The organism is Synechococcus sp. BMK-MC-1 (assembly GCF_014279955.1).
Lineage (GTDB): Bacteria > Cyanobacteriota > Cyanobacteriia > PCC-6307 > Cyanobiaceae > Synechococcus_C.
Genome location: NZ_CP047939.1, coordinates 1,597,506 through 1,618,705 on the forward strand (window position 1 = coordinate 1,597,506; position 21,200 = coordinate 1,618,705).

24 protein-coding genes are annotated in these 21,200 nt (G+C 62.1%); 17 read left to right on the forward strand and 7 right to left on the reverse strand.

From position 1 onward, the window contains the following. Positions 1–39: 39 nt before the first annotated feature. Complete coding sequence (locus SynBMKMC1_RS08950; protein ID WP_255486127.1) at positions 40–1,218, reverse strand: N2,N2-dimethylguanosine tRNA methyltransferase; 1,179 nt, start codon at positions 1,216–1,218, stop codon at positions 40–42. Between SynBMKMC1_RS08950 and SynBMKMC1_RS08955 the strand changes: the two genes are divergently transcribed. Together SynBMKMC1_RS08955 and ilvN are read left to right on the forward strand one after the other, a co-directional pair. Continuing rightward, the gene (locus tag SynBMKMC1_RS08955; protein WP_255486129.1) at positions 1,205–2,185 is read left to right on the forward strand and encodes an alpha/beta fold hydrolase; all 981 of its coding nucleotides are present in this window, start codon (positions 1,205–1,207) and stop codon (positions 2,183–2,185) included. The genes SynBMKMC1_RS08950 and SynBMKMC1_RS08955 overlap by 14 nt on opposite strands. After that, positions 2,182–2,712, forward strand: coding sequence for an acetolactate synthase small subunit (gene ilvN / locus SynBMKMC1_RS08960; protein WP_011933543.1), 531 nt, complete (start codon positions 2,182–2,184; stop codon positions 2,710–2,712). The genes SynBMKMC1_RS08955 and ilvN overlap by 4 nt, the downstream gene beginning before the upstream one ends. Positions 2,713–2,729: 17 nt before the next feature. Here the strand turns inward: ilvN and SynBMKMC1_RS08965 are convergent, their stop codons facing one another. Further along, on the reverse strand, positions 2,730–3,419 hold the full coding sequence (locus tag SynBMKMC1_RS08965; protein WP_186471473.1) for a peptidylprolyl isomerase: 690 nt from the start codon (positions 3,417–3,419) through the stop codon (positions 2,730–2,732). A gap of 7 nt (positions 3,420–3,426) precedes the next feature. After that, complete coding sequence (locus SynBMKMC1_RS08970; protein WP_011933545.1) at positions 3,427–3,963, reverse strand: photosystem I assembly protein Ycf4; 537 nt, start codon at positions 3,961–3,963, stop codon at positions 3,427–3,429. Positions 3,964–4,184: 221 nt separating this feature from the next. Between SynBMKMC1_RS08970 and psbD the strand changes: the two genes are divergently transcribed. Both psbD and psbC read left to right on the forward strand, forming a co-directional pair. Continuing rightward, positions 4,185–5,240 (forward strand): photosystem II D2 protein (photosystem q(a) protein), encoded by a 1,056-nt coding sequence (gene psbD, locus SynBMKMC1_RS08975; protein ID WP_006041823.1) that lies wholly within the window; start codon positions 4,185–4,187, stop codon positions 5,238–5,240. Further along, entirely contained in the window at positions 5,224–6,612 is a 1,389-nt protein-coding gene (gene psbC / locus SynBMKMC1_RS08980; protein WP_011933546.1) for a photosystem II reaction center protein CP43, read from the forward strand. The genes psbD and psbC overlap by 17 nt, the downstream gene beginning before the upstream one ends. A gap of 70 nt (positions 6,613–6,682) precedes the next feature. Here the strand turns inward: psbC and SynBMKMC1_RS08985 are convergent, their stop codons facing one another. Next, positions 6,683–6,847, reverse strand: a complete 165-nt coding sequence (locus tag SynBMKMC1_RS08985; RefSeq protein ID WP_011933547.1) for a hypothetical protein — start codon at positions 6,845–6,847, stop codon at positions 6,683–6,685. 77 nt (positions 6,848–6,924) lie between these two features. On the opposite strand from SynBMKMC1_RS08985, the gene SynBMKMC1_RS08990 reads away from it, so the two are divergent. The 7 genes from SynBMKMC1_RS08990 to SynBMKMC1_RS09020 all read left to right on the forward strand — a co-directional run bounded on the left by SynBMKMC1_RS08990 (position 6,925) and on the right by SynBMKMC1_RS09020 (position 13,408). Then, positions 6,925–7,152, forward strand: a complete 228-nt coding sequence (locus tag SynBMKMC1_RS08990) for a hypothetical protein (RefSeq protein ID WP_011933548.1) — start codon at positions 6,925–6,927, stop codon at positions 7,150–7,152. 209 nt (positions 7,153–7,361) lie between these two features. After that, complete coding sequence (locus tag SynBMKMC1_RS08995; protein ID WP_186471474.1) at positions 7,362–7,613, forward strand: hypothetical protein; 252 nt, start codon at positions 7,362–7,364, stop codon at positions 7,611–7,613. 136 nt (positions 7,614–7,749) lie between these two features. Further along, the gene (locus SynBMKMC1_RS09000; RefSeq protein WP_370593955.1) at positions 7,750–10,710 is read left to right on the forward strand and encodes a YadA-like family protein; all 2,961 of its coding nucleotides are present in this window, start codon (positions 7,750–7,752) and stop codon (positions 10,708–10,710) included. A 75-nt stretch (positions 10,711–10,785) separates the two neighbouring features. After that, positions 10,786–11,121, forward strand: coding sequence for a hypothetical protein (locus tag SynBMKMC1_RS09005; RefSeq protein WP_186471476.1), 336 nt, complete (start codon positions 10,786–10,788; stop codon positions 11,119–11,121). A gap of 45 nt (positions 11,122–11,166) precedes the next feature. Then, a complete protein-coding gene (locus SynBMKMC1_RS09010; RefSeq protein WP_186471477.1) occupies positions 11,167–11,793 on the forward strand; it encodes a hypothetical protein in 627 nt (208 codons plus the stop codon). Then, complete coding sequence (locus SynBMKMC1_RS09015) at positions 11,790–12,647, forward strand: MlaD family protein (protein WP_186471478.1); 858 nt, start codon at positions 11,790–11,792, stop codon at positions 12,645–12,647. Before SynBMKMC1_RS09010 ends, SynBMKMC1_RS09015 begins: the two co-directional genes overlap by 4 nt. Before the next feature lie 56 nt (positions 12,648–12,703). After that, on the forward strand, positions 12,704–13,408 hold the full coding sequence (locus SynBMKMC1_RS09020) for a YcgJ family protein (RefSeq protein ID WP_255486132.1): 705 nt from the start codon (positions 12,704–12,706) through the stop codon (positions 13,406–13,408). Positions 13,409–13,487: 79 nt separating this feature from the next. On the opposite strand, the gene SynBMKMC1_RS09025 is transcribed toward SynBMKMC1_RS09020, so the two are convergent. From SynBMKMC1_RS09025 to SynBMKMC1_RS09035, 3 genes are all read right to left on the reverse strand, one after another. After that, positions 13,488–15,152 carry a mechanosensitive ion channel family protein gene (locus SynBMKMC1_RS09025; RefSeq protein WP_255486133.1) on the reverse strand — a complete coding sequence of 555 codons (1,665 nt, stop codon included), beginning with the start codon at positions 15,150–15,152 and terminating at the stop codon, positions 13,488–13,490. Positions 15,153–15,162: 10 nt separating this feature from the next. After that, positions 15,163–15,423 carry a hypothetical protein gene (locus SynBMKMC1_RS09030; protein WP_186471480.1) on the reverse strand — a complete coding sequence of 87 codons (261 nt, stop codon included), beginning with the start codon at positions 15,421–15,423 and terminating at the stop codon, positions 15,163–15,165. A gap of 75 nt (positions 15,424–15,498) precedes the next feature. Next, positions 15,499–16,074, reverse strand: coding sequence for a nucleoside triphosphate pyrophosphatase (locus SynBMKMC1_RS09035; RefSeq protein WP_186471481.1), 576 nt, complete (start codon positions 16,072–16,074; stop codon positions 15,499–15,501). A gap of 48 nt (positions 16,075–16,122) precedes the next feature. Between SynBMKMC1_RS09035 and SynBMKMC1_RS09040 the strand changes: the two genes are divergently transcribed. From SynBMKMC1_RS09040 to SynBMKMC1_RS09065, 6 genes are all read left to right on the forward strand, one after another. Continuing rightward, positions 16,123–16,509, forward strand: coding sequence for an Npun_F0494 family protein (locus tag SynBMKMC1_RS09040; protein ID WP_186471482.1), 387 nt, complete (start codon positions 16,123–16,125; stop codon positions 16,507–16,509). Positions 16,510–16,600: 91 nt separating this feature from the next. Beyond that, complete coding sequence (locus SynBMKMC1_RS09045; protein WP_186473406.1) at positions 16,601–18,085, forward strand: cobyric acid synthase; 1,485 nt, start codon at positions 16,601–16,603, stop codon at positions 18,083–18,085. Positions 18,086–18,093: 8 nt separating this feature from the next. Continuing rightward, positions 18,094–18,345: a 2Fe-2S iron-sulfur cluster-binding protein gene (locus SynBMKMC1_RS09050; RefSeq protein ID WP_186471483.1), complete on the forward strand. Its 252-nt coding sequence runs from the start codon at positions 18,094–18,096 to the stop codon at positions 18,343–18,345. Beyond that, complete coding sequence (locus tag SynBMKMC1_RS09055; protein WP_186471484.1) at positions 18,342–19,544, forward strand: chloride channel protein; 1,203 nt, start codon at positions 18,342–18,344, stop codon at positions 19,542–19,544. The genes SynBMKMC1_RS09050 and SynBMKMC1_RS09055 overlap by 4 nt, the downstream gene beginning before the upstream one ends. Next, a complete protein-coding gene (locus tag SynBMKMC1_RS09060; protein WP_186471485.1) occupies positions 19,545–20,417 on the forward strand; it encodes an EamA family transporter in 873 nt (290 codons plus the stop codon). It begins immediately after the preceding gene. A 33-nt stretch (positions 20,418–20,450) separates the two neighbouring features. Further along, positions 20,451–21,194: an MBL fold metallo-hydrolase gene (locus SynBMKMC1_RS09065; protein ID WP_186471486.1), complete on the forward strand. Its 744-nt coding sequence runs from the start codon at positions 20,451–20,453 to the stop codon at positions 21,192–21,194. The last annotated feature ends 6 nt before the right edge of the window (positions 21,195–21,200 follow it).

Consider the following 21,200-nt stretch of genomic DNA (forward strand, 5'->3'; position numbering starts at 1 on the left):
GGGGGTGTGTTCACGATCAGCACCCATTAAAAGCTGCTCTCAGGCCAGATCGGCACACCGTTGTAACAACACCTTCCATGGCGCATCGGTGCGCAGCTGCCCGGCCATCACGCCACTGGCAACGGCGCTGTAGCCATCCCCCCGCAACGCCTGCACAAGCCTGCGCAAGGACGGGGGACCGGCGAGACCCAGGCGTTGCGCCAGCTCATCGGTGGACCAGCAACACACCGGTAACCCCGGATCCGCCTGCAAGCGCTCTAGCAGCCGCCGGCCTTGGGGCACCAGGGTTTGCGGCATGGCTTCACTCAGGGTGAGCAGCTCCTGCACGAGCGAGGGCGACTGCAATGGACCCAGCCAGAGTGGCCCCGACACCGCCCAGCGCCCCTCCTGTGGATTGCAGGCACAGGCGCGCCAACCGCTGAGCTTCAGCAGAGGTTGAACCGCTTGATCACCGCACTGCTCACAGCGAGCAAGGAGGCCGAGTTGCGCTTCTGCATCAGCGCGAACGCGCCGCTGCAGGCGCACGGCCAAGCGGAAGGTTCGCCCATCGCTGAAGCAAGCCAGGGGTTCAAGCCCGCGGCCCAACATCCAGGCCTCCCGGGCCAACGCTGCCAGTTGCAGCCGCAACGCCAGCTCCCAGCTGGATGGATGGGCCCGAGCCGCCGCGGCAAACCGGCGCACTGCGGACGCCCGGTCATGACCAGTGGGCGAGCGGCCATCGGTGCTTGCCAGGATCAACACCCCGCCGAAGCGCAGCACCGCCAGCGCCGACTGCAGCAATCCGTTCGGACAACCAAAGGCATCGAGGTCGATCAGATCGAAGCGGCGCTGATCGAGATAGGCCTGTCGCAACAAGCGTTCGGCAGGCTGCTGAGTGAGCGTGAGGTCCACCCCGTCATGGCCAGAGAGCGGATTGAGATTGGCCTGGAGGGAGACCCTGCGCTCGGGATCGGCGTCATTCAGCCAGAGCGCAAGGGGATGCGGCGACTGGGGCGCGCTTTCCAGCCCCCAGCGCAGGCCACGGATGCCGCAACCGGCCATGAGGTCGAGCCAGTGCTGGGGCCCCTGAGCATGGGTGGCCTGATGGGCAGCCAGCAACACGGACAGGTCTCTGGATGGACGGGACTGCGCCCGGAAGAAGCCCGACCCCGTCTGCACACAGGCCGCACCTTCGCGATAGTGAGGATCCAGGGAGTCCAGCCGCGTGCCTGCAACCACCCACCAGCCTGCCTCCACCGGTGCTGACTGGGGCGACGCCGGCACCTGGACATGGCAGGGATTTCGGTGCCACTGGCGCGTTCTTGGTGCCAGCAGCGCCCCTGCGCTGGTGCTGCTGCATGGCTTTGGCGCCAGCAGCAGCCACTGGCGCCACAACGCCGGCCCACTGGCCAACGCTGGGTACCGCGTGTATGGCTTGGATCTGATCGGTTTCGGCCGCTCCGACCAGCCCGGTCTTCAGCGCCGGATGGCCCTCGACAACCGCTTGTGGGGCCGGCAACTGGCCGCTTTTCTCGAACAGGTGGTGCAGTCACCGGCAGTGCTGGTGGGCAACTCCCTGGGCGGCCTGACCGCTCTCACCACCGCCGTGCTGGCCCCCCGACTGGTGGCGGCTGTGGCCGCTGCCCCCCTGCCGGACCCAGCCCTGATCAAGCCGATTGCCCTGCGCCAGAAGCGAAGGACGAGGCAGCTCAGGCGCGCCACCGTGACGGTGCTGTGCAGGTTGCTGCCGCTGGAGCTGGTGGTGCCGCTGATCAGTCGCACGCCATTGCTGAAGGCAGGACTGCAGGGGGCTTACCGGCGGCCCATCGGCATGGACAAGGAACTGCTGCGCCTGATTGCGCAGCCGGCGCGCAGGATCACAGCAGCGCGCGCGCTGCGGGGGATGAGCGTGGGCATGGCCCTGCGCCCGAGAGGCGCCACAGCACCGGCTCTACTGCAGCGGCTGCGCCAGAGCCCGCAACCCCCGCCCATGTTGTTGCTCTGGGGCCGTGACGATCGCTTCGTGCCGTTGCTCATTGGTGAGCGTGTGCAGAGCGAACACCCTTGGATTGAGCTCAAAGTGGTGGAGAACAGCGGCCATTGCCCCCACGACGAAACCCCCGAACGGTTTCATCAGGAGCTGCTGCACTGGCTGGACCGTAATTTGGGACACGAACACGCATCCGGGATCGAGCACCAGGCATGAAGCACACCCTGTCGGTTCTGGTGGAAGACGAATCCGGTGCCCTCAGCCGCATTGCCGGTTTGTTTGCCCGGCGAGGCTTCAATATCGACAGCCTGGCCGTTGGGCCAGCGGAAGCCGATGGTCGTTCACGCTTGACGATGGTGGTGGAGGGTGATCAGCAGACGCTCCAGCAGATGACCAAACAGCTGGACAAGTTGGTGAATGTTTTGCAAGTGCTCGATTTGTCTCAACGCCCCGCAGTGGAACGGGAACTGATGCTGATGAAGGTGTCGGCACCCGCCAGTCAGCGCAGCGCCATTCTCGAGCTGGTGCAGGTCTTCCGGGCCAAGGTGGTGGATGTGGCCGACGACGCCCTCACCCTGGAGGTTGTGGGCGATCCAGGGAAATTGGTGGCGCTTGAACGCTTGATGGCTCCCTATGGCATTCAGGAAATCGCGCGCACAGGCAAGGTCGCCCTGGAGCGGGCCTCAGGTGTGAACACCGAATTGCTCAAAGCCTCGATCTCAGGCGGGCGTGTTCCCGCCTGAGATACCCAGGATTTGGGTCAAAGCCCAGGGGTGAGCAGGGTGGCTTTGATGATCTTGTCGTCCATACGGATGGCATCCACCACGTCCATGCCTTCGCTGACACGGCCGAAGACGGCATAGCGACCATCCAGTTCCGGCAGGGGCTTCAAGGCGATGTAGAACTGCGCGCTGGCGGAATCCGGTGACTGGGATCGGGCCATGGCCAAGGCGCCGCGGGCGTGGCTGAGCTTCAACTGCAGCAATTCGCTGGGATTGCTCACCACGCGCCCGTAACGGGGTTGATCCTCACCTTCAAACGCCACCTCCAGAGGGATGAAGCGGGCCTGGCCGCTCTCAGGATCGATGAAGCTGCCGGTGCCGTATTGGGCCTTGGGCGTTTGGGGATTACTCGAAGCGGGATCGCCTCCCTGCACCACAAAGGGAACAGGCTCCCTCACAACGCGGTGAAACACGGTGCCGTTGTAAGTGCCGCGCTTCACCAGATCCACGAAGTTGCCGGCTGTGACCGGAGCCGCATCGCCATCCAGCTCGAGGGTGATCGTGCCGCGGCTGGTTTCCATAGCAACGCTGGCCTTGCCCTGAAGGCAGGGGCTCGAGGCCTGCTCACAGCCATCCGGAACAGAGGCAGGGGTGGTGGTGGCACAACTCACCAGCAGTGGAACGCAGAGCGCCAGGGTGATCAGAGCGCGAAATGAACGGTGGAGCATGGTGCGATCAGAGTCCCTCGAGATTCACGCCCAGAAACCGGGCGAGTTCGGCTCCATCCTGCTCCAGCTGAGCGAGGGGAAGGGGTTCACCCACGCGGGTGAGCGGCATGTCGCGCCGGCCTTGCACGCGCAGGGACACGCGCCTGCGTGTGTTGAAGCCATCGCGCACTTCCACCTTCACAGCCTGAACATCCTTCAAGGGAATTTCAACGCTGATCGGCTTGCGGAATCCACGGCGGGAGATCGTGATCACCCCGGCCTGCTTGTCGAAGCGGTTGGAGCCCGATCCCACATCGATGGCGATCACCGCCCAGAGGTATGTGGCCAGAAGGGCTGCAGCAATGCTGTAGAGGCCCATCACCAGCCCTTGCGGGACAAACACCAACCCGGCCGGGTGTCCCAGGGGCAGCAGGTCCCGGCCGAGATAACTGGACAGGGAGGCGAACAGGAAACCCACGCCGCCGATGGTGACCATGGCAGCAACCAGGATGTTGGACAGGCGGCGCGATCCCAGCACCGGCTGTTCGAGCAGTTCAGCGGCCATCGAAGCCTGGAAACAGCGCACATTGTGAACGCTGATGCCGTTGCGCGGACGGCACGTGCAAGACCTGCCACAAAAGGGCCCGGAAAAACGAAAGAAAGAGGAAAGAAACGCTCCGATACAACGGATTTCAGCTGTGGGCGATCAGCCCCGCAGACCCCGTTGAGATTGTTAAGGTCGCCAGGTATCCCACAGCCTGCGGGTAACCGCACCGTTCTCCTCTCATGACGATCGCTGTAGGACGCGCGCCACAGCGGGGATGGTTTGACGTCCTCGATGACTGGCTCAAGCGCGACCGCTTCGTATTTGTCGGCTGGTCCGGCATTCTTCTCTTTCCAACGGCCTATCTGGCCATCGGTGGTTGGCTCACTGGCACCACCTTTGTCACCTCCTGGTACACCCACGGCATCGCCTCGTCGTACCTGGAAGGTTGCAACTTCCTCACCGCTGCTGTGTCCACCCCCGCTGATGCGATGGGTCACAGCCTGCTTCTTCTCTGGGGCCCTGAGGCCCAGGGCGACTTCGTTCGATGGTGTCAGCTCGGCGGCCTCTGGGCCTTCGTGGCACTCCACGGCGCTTTCGCTCTGATCGGCTTCATGCTCCGTCAGTTCGAGATTGCTCGTCTGGTGGGCATCCGTCCTTACAACGCCATCGCCTTCTCCGGTCCGATTGCGGTGTTCGTCAGCGTCTTCCTGATGTACCCCCTCGGCCAGAGCAGCTGGTTCTTCGCGCCCTCCTTCGGTGTGGCTGCGATCTTCCGCTTCCTCCTCTTCCTCCAGGGCTTCCATAACTGGACCTTGAACCCCTTCCACATGATGGGCGTGGCCGGCATCCTCGGCGGCGCACTGCTGTGTGCCATTCACGGCGCCACCGTGGAAAACACCCTGTTTGAGGACGGCGAGCAGGCCAACACCTTCAAGGCGTTCGAGCCCACTCAGGAAGAAGAGACCTATTCGATGGTCACCGCCAACCGCTTCTGGAGCCAAATCTTCGGAATTGCGTTCTCTAACAAGCGCTGGCTGCACTTCTTCATGCTGTTCGTGCCTGTGATGGGCCTGTGGACCAGCTCCATCGGCATCATCGGCCTGGCCCTCAACCTGCGCGCCTACGACTTCGTGTCGCAGGAGATCCGCGCTGCAGAAGATCCCGAATTCGAGACCTTCTACACCAAGAACATCCTTCTCAATGAAGGTCTGCGTGCCTGGATGGCACCGGCTGACCAGCCGCACGAAAACTTCGTCTTCCCTGAAGAGGTTCTGCCCCGTGGAAACGCCCTTTAATTCCGGTCTTATCGCCACTGGCGGTAAAGACCTCGACTCCACCGGCTACGCCTGGTGGTCTGGAAATGCCCGCCTGATCAACCTGTCCGGCCGTCTGCTGGGTGCCCACGTGGCCCACGCTGGTCTGATGGTGTTCTGGGCCGGCGCCATGATGCTGTTCGAGGTGAGCCACTTCACCTTCGACAAGCCCATGTATGAGCAGGGTCTGATCCTGTTCCCCCACGTCGCCACCCTCGGGTACGGCGTTGGACCTGGTGGTGAGGTCACCGATCTCTACCCCTTCTTCGTGGTCGGTGTGCTGCACCTGATCAGCTCCGCCGTGCTCGGCCTCGGCGGCCTTTATCACGCCCTGCGTGGTCCTGAAATTCTCGAGAATTACTCCACGTTCTTCTCTCAGGACTGGCGTGACAAGAACCAGATGACCAACATCATTGGTTATCACCTGATCCTTCTGGGCGTCGGCTGCCTGCTGCTGGTCTTCAAGGCCATGTTCTTCGGCGGCGTCTACGACACCTGGGCCCCCGGCGGTGGTGATGTGCGTCTGATCACCAACCCCACCCTGGATCCTGGCGTGATCTTCGGTTATCTGTTCCGCGCCCCCTTCGGCGGCGAGGGCTGGATTATCGGTGTGAACTCCATGGAGGACATCATCGGTGGCCACATCTGGTTGGGTCTGACCCTGATCTTCGGTGGCATCTGGCACGTGATCACCAAACCTTTCGGCTGGGTGCGTCGCGCCTTCATCTGGAACGGTGAGGCCTACCTGAGCTACAGCCTCGGCGCCCTGAGCTTCATGAGCTTCATCGCCTCGGCTTACATCTGGTTCAACAACACCGCCTACCCCTCGGAGTTCTACGGCCCCACCAACGCCGAAGCCTCCCAGGCCCAGAGCTTCACCTTCCTGGTGCGTGACCAGCGTCTCGGCGCCAACATCGGTTCCGCCATGGGCCCCACCGGCCTGGGCAAGTACCTGATGCGTTCACCCACCGGTGAAATCATCTTCGGTGGCGAAACCATGCGCTTCTGGGACTTCCGTGGTCCCTGGCTGGAGCCCCTACGTGGCCCCAATGGTCTGAGCCTCGACAAGCTGCAGAACGACATCCAGCCCTGGCAGGTGCGTCGCGCCGCTGAGTACATGACCCACGCTCCCAACGCGTCGATCAACTCCGTGGGCGGCATCATCACCGAGCCCAACTCAGTGAACTTCGTGAACATCCGCCAATGGCTGGCTGCCACGCAGTTCATCCTGGCCTTCTTCTTCCTGATCGGTCACCTCTGGCATGCGGGCCGCGCCCGTGCTGCTGCTGCCGGTTTTGAAAAAGGCATCGACCGTCAGGCCGAGCCCACTCTGGCCATGCCCGACCTCGACTGATCCACGGATTCATTCCCAACGATCGTCATTTCACCCTCGCCGCAAGGCGGGGGTTTTTTATTGGATTGGCTCATTGCCGACGGGTGGTGTCACCCCCCGTCGCCGGTTGGGCCGGTTCAAAATTCTGAACGGCATGCCGGTAGGCAAGGCTGAGGGCAATAGCGGCGCCGATCACTACAACAGCACCAACCCCTGCGAGCGCCGCCAAGCGGCCAACGATGGTGCGGAGTGTCATCGAATCAAGGAAGAGCGAAACGTTGACTCAACTGTTAGCAAAATTTTGCTAACAGTTGAGTCAACGGCTCTGTCCTGATGACCAAAGCTGAAAAGCATGCCTTGGTGAAAAGTGCTCTACTCGCCTTCGGTTGGCCACTGGCCTTGAATCATTTTTACGAGGGCGATTCGGGCACAGGCATTGTTGCCGTGCTTTTAACGTGGATTGCCTGGGCATCGATTGTGGGCATCATCTTCTGGATGATCCCTTTTTTCACAAAGCTCTTCCAATATCTCAAAGAGTTTGAAGGCAACAATGGATTTTGAGAATCAGTTCTCGAGAGCGGAATCGAGATAGCGATCGGCTGCAAAGACGTCACCGGTGATCACTCCCAGCCCAAAAACGACCTGCACTCAAGAGGACAAACAAAAGAAACACGATGATGAAGAGGATGTGTCACCAATCAAATCCATGCGGATGCAAGTTCTGATCCTTCGGGAAGGCGACCTGTTGGCTCAGCCGGCACGATCACGCCATGCCAGTGGAAACAGGACCTTGCCGTTTCAGCCAACGCCAGGGAAACGTGGATGTGCTTTTCAACCATTGGGCCTTCCATTTCCCGAGTGCAGAACAGGGGAAGACTTACCGACGCACGAACACAGCCAGCGGCATTCGCTTTAACAGGGAAGGCGCCTACACCCTGCAAGTGCTGTGGGCAGCAAAGGATCAATCAAACAATAAAAAACCTGAGAACTGGGTTGCAGACAACATTGACCTGGGCCGCTAGCGAGCGAACAGCACGGCAGAACGCGCCCTCCTTGATGTGCTCACAGTGGGCCCCAATCGTGTGAACTGGGGACGTGCGTTGAATGGAATCTGCGAAAGTGATTACAGCATGGTCAGGCTGACGCTCCAGCTCGGGCATTGCCGCCACGGCACTGGGTGAACGAGCCACTGCTTCGGGCCTTATAGCCATGGCGCTGGGATCAGAGGCCATTGCTTCGGGCGTTGCCGCCACGGCGCTGGGTTTTCGAGCCAATGCTTCGGGCGATTCTTCCGCCATGGCGCTGGGATCAGATGCCACTGCTTCGGGCACTTTTGCCACGGCGCTGGGTCGTAGAGCCAGTGCTTCGGGCACTTTTGCCACGGCGCTGGGTCGTAGAGCCAGTGCTTCGGGCGACTCTTCCACGGCGCTGGGGGCTGCTGCCACTGCTTCGGGCACTTTTGCCACGGCGCTGGGTCGCTTAGCCACGGCTTCGGACACACGCGCAATGGCGTTGGGTGATGGAACACTCAGTTCAAACAAGAATTCCCTGGCAATCGGCACTGACTCCCGATCGGATATCGCTAATGCCACAGCCATTGGCGCCGGTGCCGTAGCCCTACAGAAATCAGGGTCCACCGCCACCAGTTCCATCACCCTTGGCACCGACGGCAATGGAACGACAGACATTTTCTTACCGGGCCTTGCCAACAAACCATCGTCCGGCACTGAATACCTCGTCATCGATCAGCAAGGTCGGGTGACTGCTGGCACGGCCACATTGGCCCCCAGTTACACAATTGCCGTTCAAAACGCCTTCAATTGCACCCATCAAGGCGTTGATTCTGTTTGCTTCGGGAACAATTCAAGAGCTGATGGTGATTACACCTCCGCCTTAGGTGCCAACAGCACGGCCATCGGCTTTGAGGCCACTGCCGTTGGTGCTGATTCCGATGCCACCAACGGATCCGTTGCTGTCGGTGCTTATGCAGAAGCCACGGGTAAGAACAGTGTGGCCATTGGTGTCGCCTCCAATGCCACTGGCGCGGCCACGGTTGCCATTGGCGAAAATTCTCGCGCTGCAGGCAACCGCACCATCGTGATGGGCTTCCAGGCTGTGGCCAACGCCAACGATGCCATCGCCCTCGGTTATCAGGCCAATGCCAGTTACGACAACTCCATTGCCTTCGGTGATGGCGCTGCATCCACACGCAACGATCAAATTGCCATCGGTAAATCCGACAGCGAGGTCACCATTGCCAACCTTTCCGGTACAGGCAATGAGATGGTCTTCGCCAACGGCGATGGAACTCTTAAGCGTGCAGCTGGAATTTCCGTTAACAACGGATCCCTCACAACAGCCAACAACCTGAATGTGGGTGGTGCCACCACCCTCAACACCCTCACCGCCACGGGTGCCGCCAACTTCCAGAGCACACTCGACGTTCAAGGTGTCACCACACTCAATGGCGCCACCACCGTCAACAATTCACTCACGGTCACAGGAACATCCAACCTCAGAGACACCAACGTCGTTGGCACACTCGCTGTCACTGGTAATCAGACCGTATCTGGCAATTCCGCCATCTCTGGCAATCAAACCATTGGTGGAACCCTTGGTGTCACAGGTGCCACCACACTCTCCGGTGGTGCCACCATCAGCAATGGCCTCACTGTCACCGGCGGCACCAACACCGACACCCTCGGCGTCTCCGGTGCCACCACCCTCAACACCCTCACCGCCACGGGTGCCGCCAACTTCCAGAGCACACTCGACGTTCAAGGTGCCACCACACTCAATGGCGCCACCACGGTCAATAACTCGCTCACTGTTAACGGCACACAAACCGTCAACGGCAACCAGACGGTTTCCGGTTCACAAACAATCGCTGGCAATCAGTCCGTCGCAGGCAACTCCGCCATCACCGGTAACCAATCCATCGGCGGAACCCTCGCCGTGACTGGGGCCTCCACCCTCTCCGGCGGCGCCACCATCAACAACGGTCTCGCCGTCTCCGGTGGCACCAGCACCGACAGCCTCAATGTTTCCGGGGCTTCCACTCTCAATGGCGCCACCACGGTGAACAACTCACTCACCGTCAACGGCACACAAACCGTCAACGGCAACCAGTCGATCTCCGGTTCACAAACCATCGGTGGCACCCTCGCCGTCACCGGGGCCACCACACTCTCCGGTGGCGCCACCATCAACAACGGTCTTGCCGTCTCCGGTGGCACCAGTACCGACAGCCTCAAAGTTGAATCACTGTCCGGGAAAGGGACCGCCTTGGTCGCCGCCGAAAGCGATGGAACGTTGCAGCGGTCGTCCTCGGTCTCCCTCCAGCAGGTGGATCAAGCGGTCAATAGCGCCATCCCTCAGCTTCAATCCACCACCAACAGGCTGGAATCCGCCGCTCGCGGACTGGGCCAAGCCGTTGAGTCTTCCGGAGCAGTTGCTGCTGCACTATCGGCGATCCCTGAGGTTTCGCTTCAGGACGATGAACCCGTGCGCTGCGGTGTCGGCACCGGTGGATACGGCAGTCAGTACGCCTTGTCTGCAGGCTGTGCTGTACGTGTCGGCGATCGTCTCCACCTCAATGGAGCACTCGCCTATACCCCCTCGGTCGATTACGAATACGGATCAACGCCCTCGGTGGCCGGCCGACTCGGCTTCTCCTTCCCCCTTGGACGCATCGCCAAAGCATCCACCGCGTCAAATGACATCTCCGAATACCGCTCGGAGGTGAACAGCAACATCGCCAAGCTTCAAAGCGACGTGGCGTCCCGTGATCAGCAGATCGACGAGCTCAAGCAGCAACTGGACCAACTGCTCAACAATCAGACGCTTCCAGAAAACGATGACGCTGCGGCGGAATCGGAGGCCACCACCAACCTGATCGCCCTGCTCAAGTCACGAATCGAGCAACTTGAAACAGAAAAACGTCAATCAGAAGCAGAAAATGCTCGACAGGATCAGAAGATCCAAGACCTGGAGGACAAACTCGAAGCACAGGAGTCGATGTTCAAGCGGATGATGAATCAGCTCAAATCATTGATGCCTGGACAAGCCCCAGCCAACCTCGGCAACACCAGCCAGGCCAGCTCGACCAGCGAGCGCTGATTGCTTCGCTCCCCGCAACTGAAATCACCCAAATGTGCAAAGGTCTCAGGCTCATTCATCCTCTCTAAGGTTCTGATGTCGCTTCGTTTCGTCAAGCCACTGCTCACAGCGACCGCTCTGTTAATCGCAGCATTTTCATGGCCTGTGCATGCGCAACAGAAGCCGAGCAATGCGCAGCTCACCAAGCAGTTTCGCGATGGTTTTCTTAAAGGTTGCTTGCAGGGCAAGACGCCAGGCGTGAAAAACCAAAGCAAATACTGCACCTGCATGGCCAACAGCTATCAATCCCGATACGACGGCCGCACCCTGGCCGCCATCACCCAAGTCGCCGGCAGTCTTGGTGACAAGGGGCCCGCTCTGGTGAATCTGATGGTGGCTCCTGAGGCCAAGACCTGCACCGCACGCAACTGACCCCCCTCACCCGTCGAGCTCTTTCCCCTCCGTTAATCCGAGGTCATGGCAGCCCTCTCCAACAATTTGTCCACTGCGGAGAGAGACGGTGAACGCTGTGCAGCTCCAGTTCTGCTGGCCGGTTTTGTCATCGGTCTAGGCATGGTGGATCTGTCGGTCACTGCCCTGGGACAGACCAGCCGCTTCAGCCTGCAATTGCTGGTGCTCCTCGTCATTCAACTCATCGGCCCGGTGCTGGTGAGTGTGCTCGCGATGGCACTCCTGATGCCACGCTGGCTTGAGCGGGTTGCAAGGGAAGGGCCGAGCGCCTGGCGCGCCTCTGTACCAGCCGCTGCCCTCGTGGGTCTGCTCTTAATGCTGATGTTTGTTCTCAGCGCCATTGTTGGGGGAATCCTGATCACACCACGGGCCGATTCGCTGCGAGAGCTCAGCGATTTGCTCTCTGGGATTCGCCTGCGCGACTTGCTGCAAACATTGGTCCGCAGCAGTCTGTTTCTCGGCTCGATCTGCGCCTGGTGTCAATGGCGTTCCTTGCGCGCTCTGCGCAGCGGCCGCAGCGAAGCCTTGATCGTCAGCAATCTGCTGGTTGAAGGATTGATCGTGGCACTAGCGCTCAAACTGCTGTGGGTTTTGGCATTCGATGGCCTCCTCAGACCCGTTGCTTCGGCATGAACCACCCCGAACCCACCCATCCTCGCGAGCGCTTGCTGTTCCTTGGATCCGGCGTGCTGCTGCTGCTGATGGTGGTCGTTGGTCTCGCCAGAGAACAACGCTGGGGAACCCATTTCATTCACGTTTACCTCGAAGCCAACAACACCAACGGCCTGCACTCAGGGGAAGAGGTTCGAATCTCCGGGGTTCCAGTGGGCCAGGTGAGAGGGCTCAAGCTCATGCCCGACGCCAAAGTGCGCGTGCAACTCAAAGTGGAGCACAGCAAAGCCCAACTGATTGGCCCAGCCAGCACAGCAAGGCTGGGGCAGGAGGGCTTGGTCGGTGAACGCTTCATCGAGATCAGTGCCGATCCTCAGGCCACCGCGCAAACGATCGATGGCACAACCATTCCATTCCGCTCTCCGATCAGCCTGGAGAGCACCTTGGAAGAGCTCAGCAGAACACAACGCGCGCTGCAGGCAACGTTGAACAACACCACAACCCTCACCGGAGAGGACGGAGCCATCAACACCACCCTTACCGATCTGCGCAAGACGCTTCAGAACACCAACACGCTCACGGCCACGATCGAACGCGAGGCAGCTGCCACAGCACCGGTGGTGCGTGACTCTCTCCAAGGCGTGAGTCGCAACGTCAGTGAAGTCAGCGCAGACACGCGAGCCGCTGAGAGAGAAGCCCAGCAGCTCCTCAAAGACTCACGCCCACTGATCACCAGCACCCTCCAGGAGGTTCGTGAGCTGGCTCAGACCAGCCGGACATTGCTCAATAGACTGCTCGGGGTGATGGGCCCGCTTCTTGAGCCCGCCAACCAGAGCAGCAACGAACCGACTGCAGACAAAGGAGAAGACCCCTAAGTTTGGTTTTTAGGGGATTGGCAATGGGTCAGCTCAGTCGACTTGCCGCAGCAGGGTTGGCCTGTTCTTGGCTGACAGCTGTTCCTGCTTTCGCCCAAAACAAGGGAATTTCCTATCCCAAGGCTGGCATCGTCTGCGATCAGGTCGGCCAGGTCTGCTACGACAGCTATGGCCCGTCGATCGGGATCACGAAGATTTACTTCGGCGAGTTCGCCGCTGACCGGCTCAGCCAGAACCGCCGTGGGTCGACCAGCAACGACTTCCGCCTCAGCTCCGGTCAGGCCTGCAGCATCCAGAAACGCAAGTGCTGGGACGACGGCTGGAGCCAGTCGAACGTGGCCAAGGGCCTCACCAAGCAGCTCTTCGGCAACAGCAACAACAACACCAGTGCCAGCAGCGGCAATCGCCAGGTCGCCACAGACACGGGCTACTGCAGCCTCAGCCAGAGAGGTCAGCGGGTGTTCGATGGCCCCTGCCAGCTCAAGCAGGTGTCGAAGGGTGATCGCAACCGCTACAAGATTCAGCTGGAGAACGGCAGCAAGTACGTGTTCAAAGACAACGGCAGCGGCACCTACACCATCACTGATTCCTTTGGTGGGAGCTGGCCGGTGACCTTTGTGGATCACGGCAACACCGGCGTGTTCCGCTTTGCTGATTACAAGCTTGTGGCCACCCAGAACAGCGGCAGCACAAACCAAGAAGCAGCAGGAGCCGCTTTGGGTGCGGCCGTGGGCAGCATGCTGAACAACCTGTTCAAGTAAGCCGCGTCAACTCCAATCCATCGGCGAGCACCACGCCTTCCGCTTCAAAGCGGCGCAGCACGCGCAGCTGGAATTCGCGCTAGCTTACCCATTGGCCACCCGATTTGGTGATCAGCAGCACCTCCAGATGGGTGCCGAGCGGAGTGATCCGGCGCACTCCCCGCAACACGGGTTCACCAAGCAAGCGGTGATTCCAATCGCTGTCATTCACGAACCGATCGATCTCCTCGCGAATGAGAGCAATGGCCTGGTCAATGGAGCTCTGGCGATGCGACACCACAAAGGTGACCAAACTGCCTGATCGCAATTTCGTGTGGTTCCGCAGCTGCCGGATCGTGCTGTTGTCGAGCGTGTCGACCCGCTGATCCAGGCAGCGGATCTGGGTGCTGAACAAGCCCACATCCACCACCTCACCTTCCACGCCATCGATCTCAATCCAGTCGCCGATGGCATAGCGATCCTCAATCAGCACCAGCATGCCGGCGACAAAGTCGCGCAAGAGCCCCTGGAACACAAAGGCCAGGGCACCCAACAACGCACCACCAGCCAGCAGGATCGAAATCGACGCCGTGCGCACGCCGGGAACATCAAGCAACACCCACAGACCAACCACCAGCAGGCAAGACACATCGATCAGGCGATGAATCACACGCAGCAGGCTGCGGTAACGCTGGTCGCGTCGCGCCCGCTCCTGGGCCATCACATCGACGTTGTCGGCCCATTGGTGCAGCAGAAACGTGCTTAGCGCCCGGCCCAGCAAGCCCACCATCGTCACCACCCCCACCTTGATCAAGGCAAACGACGGTTGCAGCAACAGCTCGAGCGCCAGGGGGATCTGCCCGGGAACGGCCATCACGCCGAGGCCAACCATCATCACCAGCAGGAACAGCACCCACACCATCAGCACCCGGGTGATGGTGTGGGTGAGATGCAGGCGCACTTCGAAAGAGCGAGGGCGATGCTCCTCCTTGAAGCGCTGGCGTTGCAGACGCGACACCTTGCGCCGCAAGCGACTCCAGGCCAACAGCGACACCGCAATCAACCCGAGCAGGAGAAGCTCCACCACCAAGGTGATCCGCCAGCGCAGGGCTAGCTGCTGCGGCCGCAGGGTCGAGCGCGCATGGTTGATCCGGCTCTCCAGGATCGTGCGCCAGCGCTTGGCCAACTGCTCGGTGGTGACGCCGTTGATCTCTGCGTCCGCTTCCGTCACCGACAACAGCGGGAAAGCGCGCTGGCGATCAGCAAGGAGTGCCTCGAGCGTCTGGTTGCCTTTGCCGTCGGAGACGATCTCAAGCCTGACCGGACGGTCACTCAAGGCCATGCCAGGGCCGAGACCCGCGGTGCAGACGTTGGTCTCGCCGCCCAACACACTGTCGAGCAGCCATTCACTCAAGCGTTCCCCTTGACTGCACAGCTGGCTGGGGTCGTAGAGGAGGCGCAGGTTGCCTTCGATCACGGCAGCGCGTTGCCGGGCCGCAGGCGATCCACCATCGCTGTTCAGCACCGAACTCGACACGGAGATGGCCGGAACACCGAGGATGTTCACCTTCGCCAGTTCGTACTTGCCAACGGAAAGCCCCCGTTCCGGCTGGGTGCGATTCAGGAGATCGACATTGAAACCAGGAACCCCGAAGCCTGATGGTCCGCTGGAGGGTGCGGCCAGAGAAGGAATGGCCATGGACAACACCACAGCCAGCAACGCCAGCAACGCTGCTCTGAAGGATCGGCGAAAGCAGCGCAACAAGGGTGCGTAATCAGAAACTCATGTCCAGCAGGGTATGGCCGCTCGGCGGCTGATGCTTCTGGTCCCCACCGGCTGGCAGACGGAAGCCCTGCACGGAACGGCTCCAGTCGTCACTGGATTCAGCGAAGTAAGCCTGCTCAGCGCTGAGAACCAGAGACGAGTCGGCCTGATCTGTGGCGCTGATGGCGAGAGGCTCCATGGCGGAAGCACTGAGGGCAAGGGTTCCGGAAAGAAGCAAAGCGCCGAGTCCGGGAAGCAGAAAACGATGCATGGCCAAGGGTGTGAGAAGGGCCTGCTTTCGCTTTAGCTACGGCAAAAGAAAAATGGCATCGCAACCCATTGACGCTCAAGAGTTCTGCGGTAACCAACGGCGCAGCAAGGGCAGGCTGAGCCCGATCACGTTGGAATAACAGCCGTTAAGGCGCTCAACGACGCACCCGCCCCGCCCTTCCAACGCAAATCCTCCGGCGCATTGCAACGGCTCACCACTGCTCACGTAGGCGTCGATCTCCGCATCACTCAGATCAGCAAACAACACCCGCGTGGTGACGCATTGGCATTGGCTGGAGATCGCGGTCGCTGGCGACGTCGCGATCAAACAGTGCCCGGTATGCAAGTCGCCCCAATGGCCCCGCATCCGTTGCCACCGCGCTTTGGCTTCCTCGGCATCAGCGGGTTTGCCGAACACCTCGCCTTCAAACGCCAGCACGGAGTCACACCCCAACACGGCATGGATGGTTGGATCCATGAGCTGAGCATGCACCGCTTTGGCCTTGGCCTCAGCCAGCAGGCACACGAGGTGTGCTGGTTGGGGATGGTGAATGCCGTCTTCATCCACCCCACTCACCTGAACCCGATGGGGGATGCAGGCCTGCTCCAACAGACGACGGCGAGCCGGGGATGCGGAAGCCAGCAGAAGCATGGGGCCTCAGAGAACGCTGCAGACCCCGAGAATGACAGCGTCAGCAGCATGCGCGTGATCGCCCAGGACCCCAGCGAACTCACCCAGCACGCCCTGCGGCGGGCCCGCCAGGCCGTGCGCTGCCTGCCGTTCCGGCGCAGCTTCTACCGGCTCCTGGACGAGAGTGCCCAAAGCAGCAAGGAGCTGGCCAAACGCCCTGACTGGCGCGACAACACCACCCAGCGGCTGGGAGCAGGAGACACCGAAACGTTGCTCATCTGGCTGATCCAACTGGGGGTTCTGCGGCGCGAAGTGGATGGTCAGGGGCTCACCGAGCGGGTGCGAATCACGCCTCTGGGCCGGGATGTTCTGGCTGACTGGCCCGAAGAGATTCCTGCTGCCGGCCTCCTGAGTCGAGTGATGCACTGGTGCCGGCGTCGCCGCCCGCGCTGGTGAACGTCGCTCGATTCCCAGACGCGCTGCGATGCTTCGCTGCAGCACCCTCCGCAAGGCAGCCGTGAGCCAGGCGCGAACCCACACCCCGCTCATGGTGCTCGGCACCAGCAGTGGAGCGGGGAAATCGCTGATGACCGCAGCCCTGTGCCGGGTGCTGAAACGGCGGGGAGAGACCCCCCTCCCCTTCAAGGGCCAGAACATGAGCAACAACGCCTGGGTGGACCCAGGTGGCGGGGAAATGGCCTACTCCCAGGCACTCCAGGCCTGGGCCGCAGGACGGGAACCCGAATGCGCCATGAATCCGGTGTTGCTCAAACCCCAGGGCGACAGCACGAGCGAGGTGATCCACCTGGGCCGTTCGGTGGGCACCTGCCGCGCTGAGCACTATTACCGCGACTGGTTCCGGCCCGGCTGGGCCGCCATCCGCCAGGGCCTGCACACCTTGGAGGTCCAGCACCCCGAGGGGCTGCTCGTGCTCGAGGGAGCGGGCAGTCCCGTGGAAGTGAACCTTCAGGCGCGCGACCTCACCAACCTGCGTCTGGCCCAATACCTGCGGGCCCGTTGCCTTCTGGTGGCCGACATCGAACGCGGCGGTGTGTTCGCCCAGATCGTGGGCACCCTGGCTCTGCTTAGGCCCGTGGAGCGTCCCTTGATTGGCGGTTTGCTGATCAACCGCTTCCGCGGTCGCCGCGAACTGTTCGATGAAGGTCGGCACTGGCTCGAGCAACACACCGGCATCCCCGTGCTGGGGGTGATGCCTTGGCTGGATGAACTGTTTCCACCAGAAGACTCCCTCGACCTGCTCGAGCGCCGCGGCCGTAAACGCGGCGCCGATCTGGAGATCGCTGTGCTGAAGCTGCCATCGCTCAGCAATTTTTCCGACCTCGATCCTCTGGAAGCAGAGCCAACGGTGCAGCTTCGCTGGGTGGAACCTGGCGAACCCCTAGGGACACCCGATGCGGTGGTGATTCCCGGCAGCAAGCAGACCCTGCGCGATCTGGACCGCTTGCACAGCAGTGGATTGGGCAGCGCCGTGCAGCGCTTTGCCCGTTCAGGCGGTGCCGTCTTCGGCGTCTGCGGCGGCCTGCAGATGCTCGGCCAGGAACTGGAGGATCCAGACGGCCTGGAAGGCCAGGCTCCCGCCGGCAGCAACGGCGCCATGGCCGGCCTCGGACTCCTGCCCCTGCGCACACGCTTCGGTGGTGAGAAAGCCCTGCGCCACCGGCAGAGCAGCGTGCACTGGCCTGAACACCAACCCACACTCAGCGTGGAGGGATTCGAGCTTCATCGCGGCCACACGCATGCACTCGAACCCTGCAGCAACCTCTGCGAGGACCCATCGCTGGGTTGGGTGGCCCGCTGCGGAGACCAGGGAGGCATCGCCGCTGGCACCTATCTCCATGGCATTTTCGACAACGGACCCTGGCGGCGCCGCTGGCTCAATCAGCTGCGCGTCCGGCGGGGCCTGGAGCTGCTCAGTGAACAGCAGCCGCATCACAGCCGCCAACGGGATGCCCTGCTCGATCGCCTGGCCGATGCCTTTGAAACCCATGTGAACCTGGAGCCGCTGCTGTGAAACCCGGTATGCCTTCGGAGTCGGTGACGGTGTCCATCCAGTGGCCGGATGGCCGGCGCAGCCGCTGCCCCAAGGGGCAGGACTGGCTGGTCGCCAGCCGGGAGGCGGGAGTACACATTCCCACCGGATGCCTGGGTGGCAGTTGCGGCGCCTGCGAAATCGAGGTGAACGGCACCGTGGTGAGAGCCTGCATCAGCACCGTGCCTGCGCCAGCATCCGGTCAATTGACGGTGGAACTGGCCACCGATCCTCACTGGTGACCGTCCCTCCACCCTCACCCCGCCACTCCCTGCTGCGGGGCAGCCTGCGGGCCCTGCTGGCCGGTGCGGCAGGCGGAGCACTAGCCGCCGTGGTGGTGTGGATTGTCCTGACCCTGCAGGGATGGGTGTGGGGTTCGGCAGTGCTGGAGGGGTTGCCATCACAGCGTCCCCTGCTCTGGTGTCTGCTCTGGTGCAGCGGAATCGGCCTGGCCATCAGCCTGCTGCAACGGCACCGCCCCGCCAGCGCCCTGCCGGAAATGGTGGAGACCCTCACCGAGCTGCGCCAGTCTGATGGCCTGCAGACCAACGAGGGGGCACGCCAGCTGCTCGGCGGAGGGTTGGCGTTGATCGGCGGCGGCACCCTCGGCCCGGAAGCACTGATGACCCGGTTGATTGCGGTGGCCAGCCATCGCATCTGGCGGGGCGCGGACCGTGACCTGGTGGCAGCGGCGATGGCCGGGACGCTGGGGTTGTTCCATTCCCCCCTCGTGGGCGGGGCAGCGCTGGCCGGCCGGCGCTGGCAGCTGCTCTGGCGCTGGCTTCCAGCCACCCTCGGCGGTGTGGCTGGCTTCGTGGCATTCAGAGGATTGAGCGATCTAGGCGGCGGCCTGCGCGGGGTGCCCTACGACTGGCCCGTGGATCAGGAGCAGTGGCTCGGGGCCCTGGTCGCCGCAGTTCTGGCCGGACTCGTGGGTTGTTGCAGCGGTGTGCTGCTGGGTCGTTGGCGCCATTGGCTGCGGTCACTGTCTCTGCAGGAACGTGTTTGGTTCACCCCGGTGCTGACCGGTGCGATCCTCGGCTTCAGCCTCTGGGCCCTGCCACTGTCGGTGTTCTCCGGAGAGAACCAGCTCAAGCCTCTGGTGCTTGGCGCCTGGTCGCTGAGCACGGGCATGCTGCTGATGTCCGCGCTTTTCAAACTGCTGTTGGTGGGCCTTTGCCTGGAAACCGGCTGGAAAGGCGGGCAATTCTTCCCTGTGATCCTGGCCAGCAGCGCCCTGGGCATGGGGCTGCACGAATGCCTGCCCTTTCTCGGAGGCCTGCAGAGCTGGAGTTCCGGCGTTGTAGGCGGCAGCTTGTCTGTTCTGCTCAACTCGCCCCTGCTGGGATTGGTGCTTGGCCTCACGCTTCTTCAAGGCCATGGAGCCGGAGCGCTTGTGATCGGCTTGCTCGTGGGCCAGCTACTCCAGCGCAAACGCTGAATGGGTGTTGTTGCCGGGCTTATCGCAGCATTGGCCTGGACCCTGGCCAGCAGCCTCTGGCGGGGACTGGCCACATCCCTAAGCGCCCTGCAGCTCAATGGCCTCAAGAACGCCATCGCTTGCTTGGCGCTGCTGCCCGTGCTGATGCGTCTCCCTTGGCACCAGGAAGTCCCCGGCTTGTTGCTGCTGCTGATCAGTGGCGGGATCGGGATCTCGCTTGGGGACAGCTTTTACCTGGCTGCATTGCGGCGTCTGGGTACCCGCCGCACCCTCACCCTCGAATCACTGTCTCCTCTGGCCGCTGCCAGCGGTGGTCTGCTGGTGATGGGGGAACGGCTCTCAAGCCTGGCCTGGCTCGGCACGTTGATGGTCACCGTGTCCGTGGTGCTGGTGGCCCGGCAACAACCCCCGGATGGCACCAGCCAAAACGACCGAAGCACGCGCGCACAGATCACCGGGCTGACCATGGCCCTGGCGGCGGTGATCTGCGGCGTGACCGGAGCAGCGGTCTCCCGCAACGTACTGCTAACCACGGATCTGAACCCGATCCAGAGTGCCTCCGCCAGGCTGCTCGGTGGCTTGCTGCTGCTGCTTCCCTGGTTGCGATTCAATCGGGCGTTTCCGCAGCCACGCCCCAAAATTGCCCGTTGGCCACGGGTGCTCCTGGCCACAGGCCTGGGCACCATTCTGGGGATCCTTCTGCAGCAGGTGGTGTTGCAACGCCTGCCCTTGGGTATGGGCATCACCGTGCTCAGCACCGCACCAGTGATGGCGCTGTTGGTGGCCCGGGCGGAAGGCGATCATCCCCGCACCTCAGGATGGTTGGCCTCAGCGCTGGCGGTGGCGGGGGTGGCTCTCGCCGTGAGGGGTTAAGCCCCTACGGTTTTCGTAGATGACGAACCACCCATGACCGCAACAGCCACTTACCTCGGCGCCAATGGCTGGTGTCTCGATGTTGCAGGGTTTCGCGTGCTGGTGGACCCCTGGCTGGTTGGCCCTCTGGTGTTCCCCCCTGGCCCCTGGCTGCTGAAAGGTGAAATGCCCACGATGCAGCCTGTGCCTGAGTGCATTGATCTGCTGCTGCTCACGCAGGGCCTTCAGGATCACGCCCATCCGGAAACACTCTCGATGCTGAGCAAAGACCTGCCCGTGGTCGGGTCGGCCGCTGCGGCCAAAGTGGCGAAGCGGCTGGGCTTCACTTCCGTGGAAGCGCTCAACCCTGGAGAAAGAACAGAACGGGGCCCCTTGCAGATTCGCGCCACCGCCGGCGCTGCTGTTCCGGCCGTAGAGAACGGATACTTGCTCGACTGGCCTGGTGGGTCGCTCTACCTCGAACCCCATGGAGTGCTGGATTCCTCCGTGGACGAGCGCCCCGTGCAGACGGTGATCACGCCAGTGGTCGATTTAGGCCTGCCCTTGGTGGGCAACTTCATCACCGGCGCCAGCGTGATGCCGGATCTGATCAGCCGCTTCCAGCCGCAACAGGTGCTGGCAAGCACCACAGGCGGAGACGTGCGCTTCACTGGCCTGATTAGCAAAGCGCTGGAAGCCGGCGGTGTATCAGAAGCCAGCCCCGAGGTCACTGAAGGCTGCGCGCTGATCACCCCCACCGTGGGTGAAGCCATTCCCCTCGCCCCGAGCCCTGGCTAGAGCGAG

Excerpts from the sequence above, each read along its gene's own strand:
- ilvN (WP_011933543.1), top strand. The coding sequence starts at position 2,182 with ATGAAGCACACCCTGTCGGTTCTGGTGGAAGACGAATCCGGTGCCCTC.
- SynBMKMC1_RS08965 (WP_186471473.1), bottom strand. The coding sequence starts at position 3,419 with ATGCTCCACCGTTCATTTCGCGCTCTGATCACCCTGGCGCTCTGCGTT.
- SynBMKMC1_RS08970 (WP_011933545.1), bottom strand. The coding sequence starts at position 3,963 with ATGGCCGCTGAACTGCTCGAACAGCCGGTGCTGGGATCGCGCCGCCTG.
- psbD (WP_006041823.1), top strand. The coding sequence starts at position 4,185 with ATGACGATCGCTGTAGGACGCGCGCCACAGCGGGGATGGTTTGACGTC.
- SynBMKMC1_RS08985 (WP_011933547.1), bottom strand. The coding sequence starts at position 6,847 with ATGACACTCCGCACCATCGTTGGCCGCTTGGCGGCGCTCGCAGGGGTT.
- SynBMKMC1_RS08990 (WP_011933548.1), top strand. The coding sequence starts at position 6,925 with ATGACCAAAGCTGAAAAGCATGCCTTGGTGAAAAGTGCTCTACTCGCC.
- SynBMKMC1_RS08995 (WP_186471474.1), top strand. The coding sequence starts at position 7,362 with ATGCCAGTGGAAACAGGACCTTGCCGTTTCAGCCAACGCCAGGGAAAC.
- SynBMKMC1_RS09005 (WP_186471476.1), top strand. The coding sequence starts at position 10,786 with ATGTCGCTTCGTTTCGTCAAGCCACTGCTCACAGCGACCGCTCTGTTA.
- SynBMKMC1_RS09010 (WP_186471477.1), top strand. The coding sequence starts at position 11,167 with ATGGCAGCCCTCTCCAACAATTTGTCCACTGCGGAGAGAGACGGTGAA.
- SynBMKMC1_RS09015 (WP_186471478.1), top strand. The coding sequence starts at position 11,790 with ATGAACCACCCCGAACCCACCCATCCTCGCGAGCGCTTGCTGTTCCTT.
- SynBMKMC1_RS09030 (WP_186471480.1), bottom strand. The coding sequence starts at position 15,423 with ATGCATCGTTTTCTGCTTCCCGGACTCGGCGCTTTGCTTCTTTCCGGA.
- SynBMKMC1_RS09035 (WP_186471481.1), bottom strand. The coding sequence starts at position 16,074 with ATGCTTCTGCTGGCTTCCGCATCCCCGGCTCGCCGTCGTCTGTTGGAG.
- SynBMKMC1_RS09040 (WP_186471482.1), top strand. The coding sequence starts at position 16,123 with ATGCGCGTGATCGCCCAGGACCCCAGCGAACTCACCCAGCACGCCCTG.
- SynBMKMC1_RS09045 (WP_186473406.1), top strand. The coding sequence starts at position 16,601 with ATGGTGCTCGGCACCAGCAGTGGAGCGGGGAAATCGCTGATGACCGCA.
- SynBMKMC1_RS09050 (WP_186471483.1), top strand. The coding sequence starts at position 18,094 with ATGCCTTCGGAGTCGGTGACGGTGTCCATCCAGTGGCCGGATGGCCGG.
- SynBMKMC1_RS09060 (WP_186471485.1), top strand. The coding sequence starts at position 19,545 with ATGGGTGTTGTTGCCGGGCTTATCGCAGCATTGGCCTGGACCCTGGCC.
- SynBMKMC1_RS09065 (WP_186471486.1), top strand. The coding sequence starts at position 20,451 with ATGACCGCAACAGCCACTTACCTCGGCGCCAATGGCTGGTGTCTCGAT.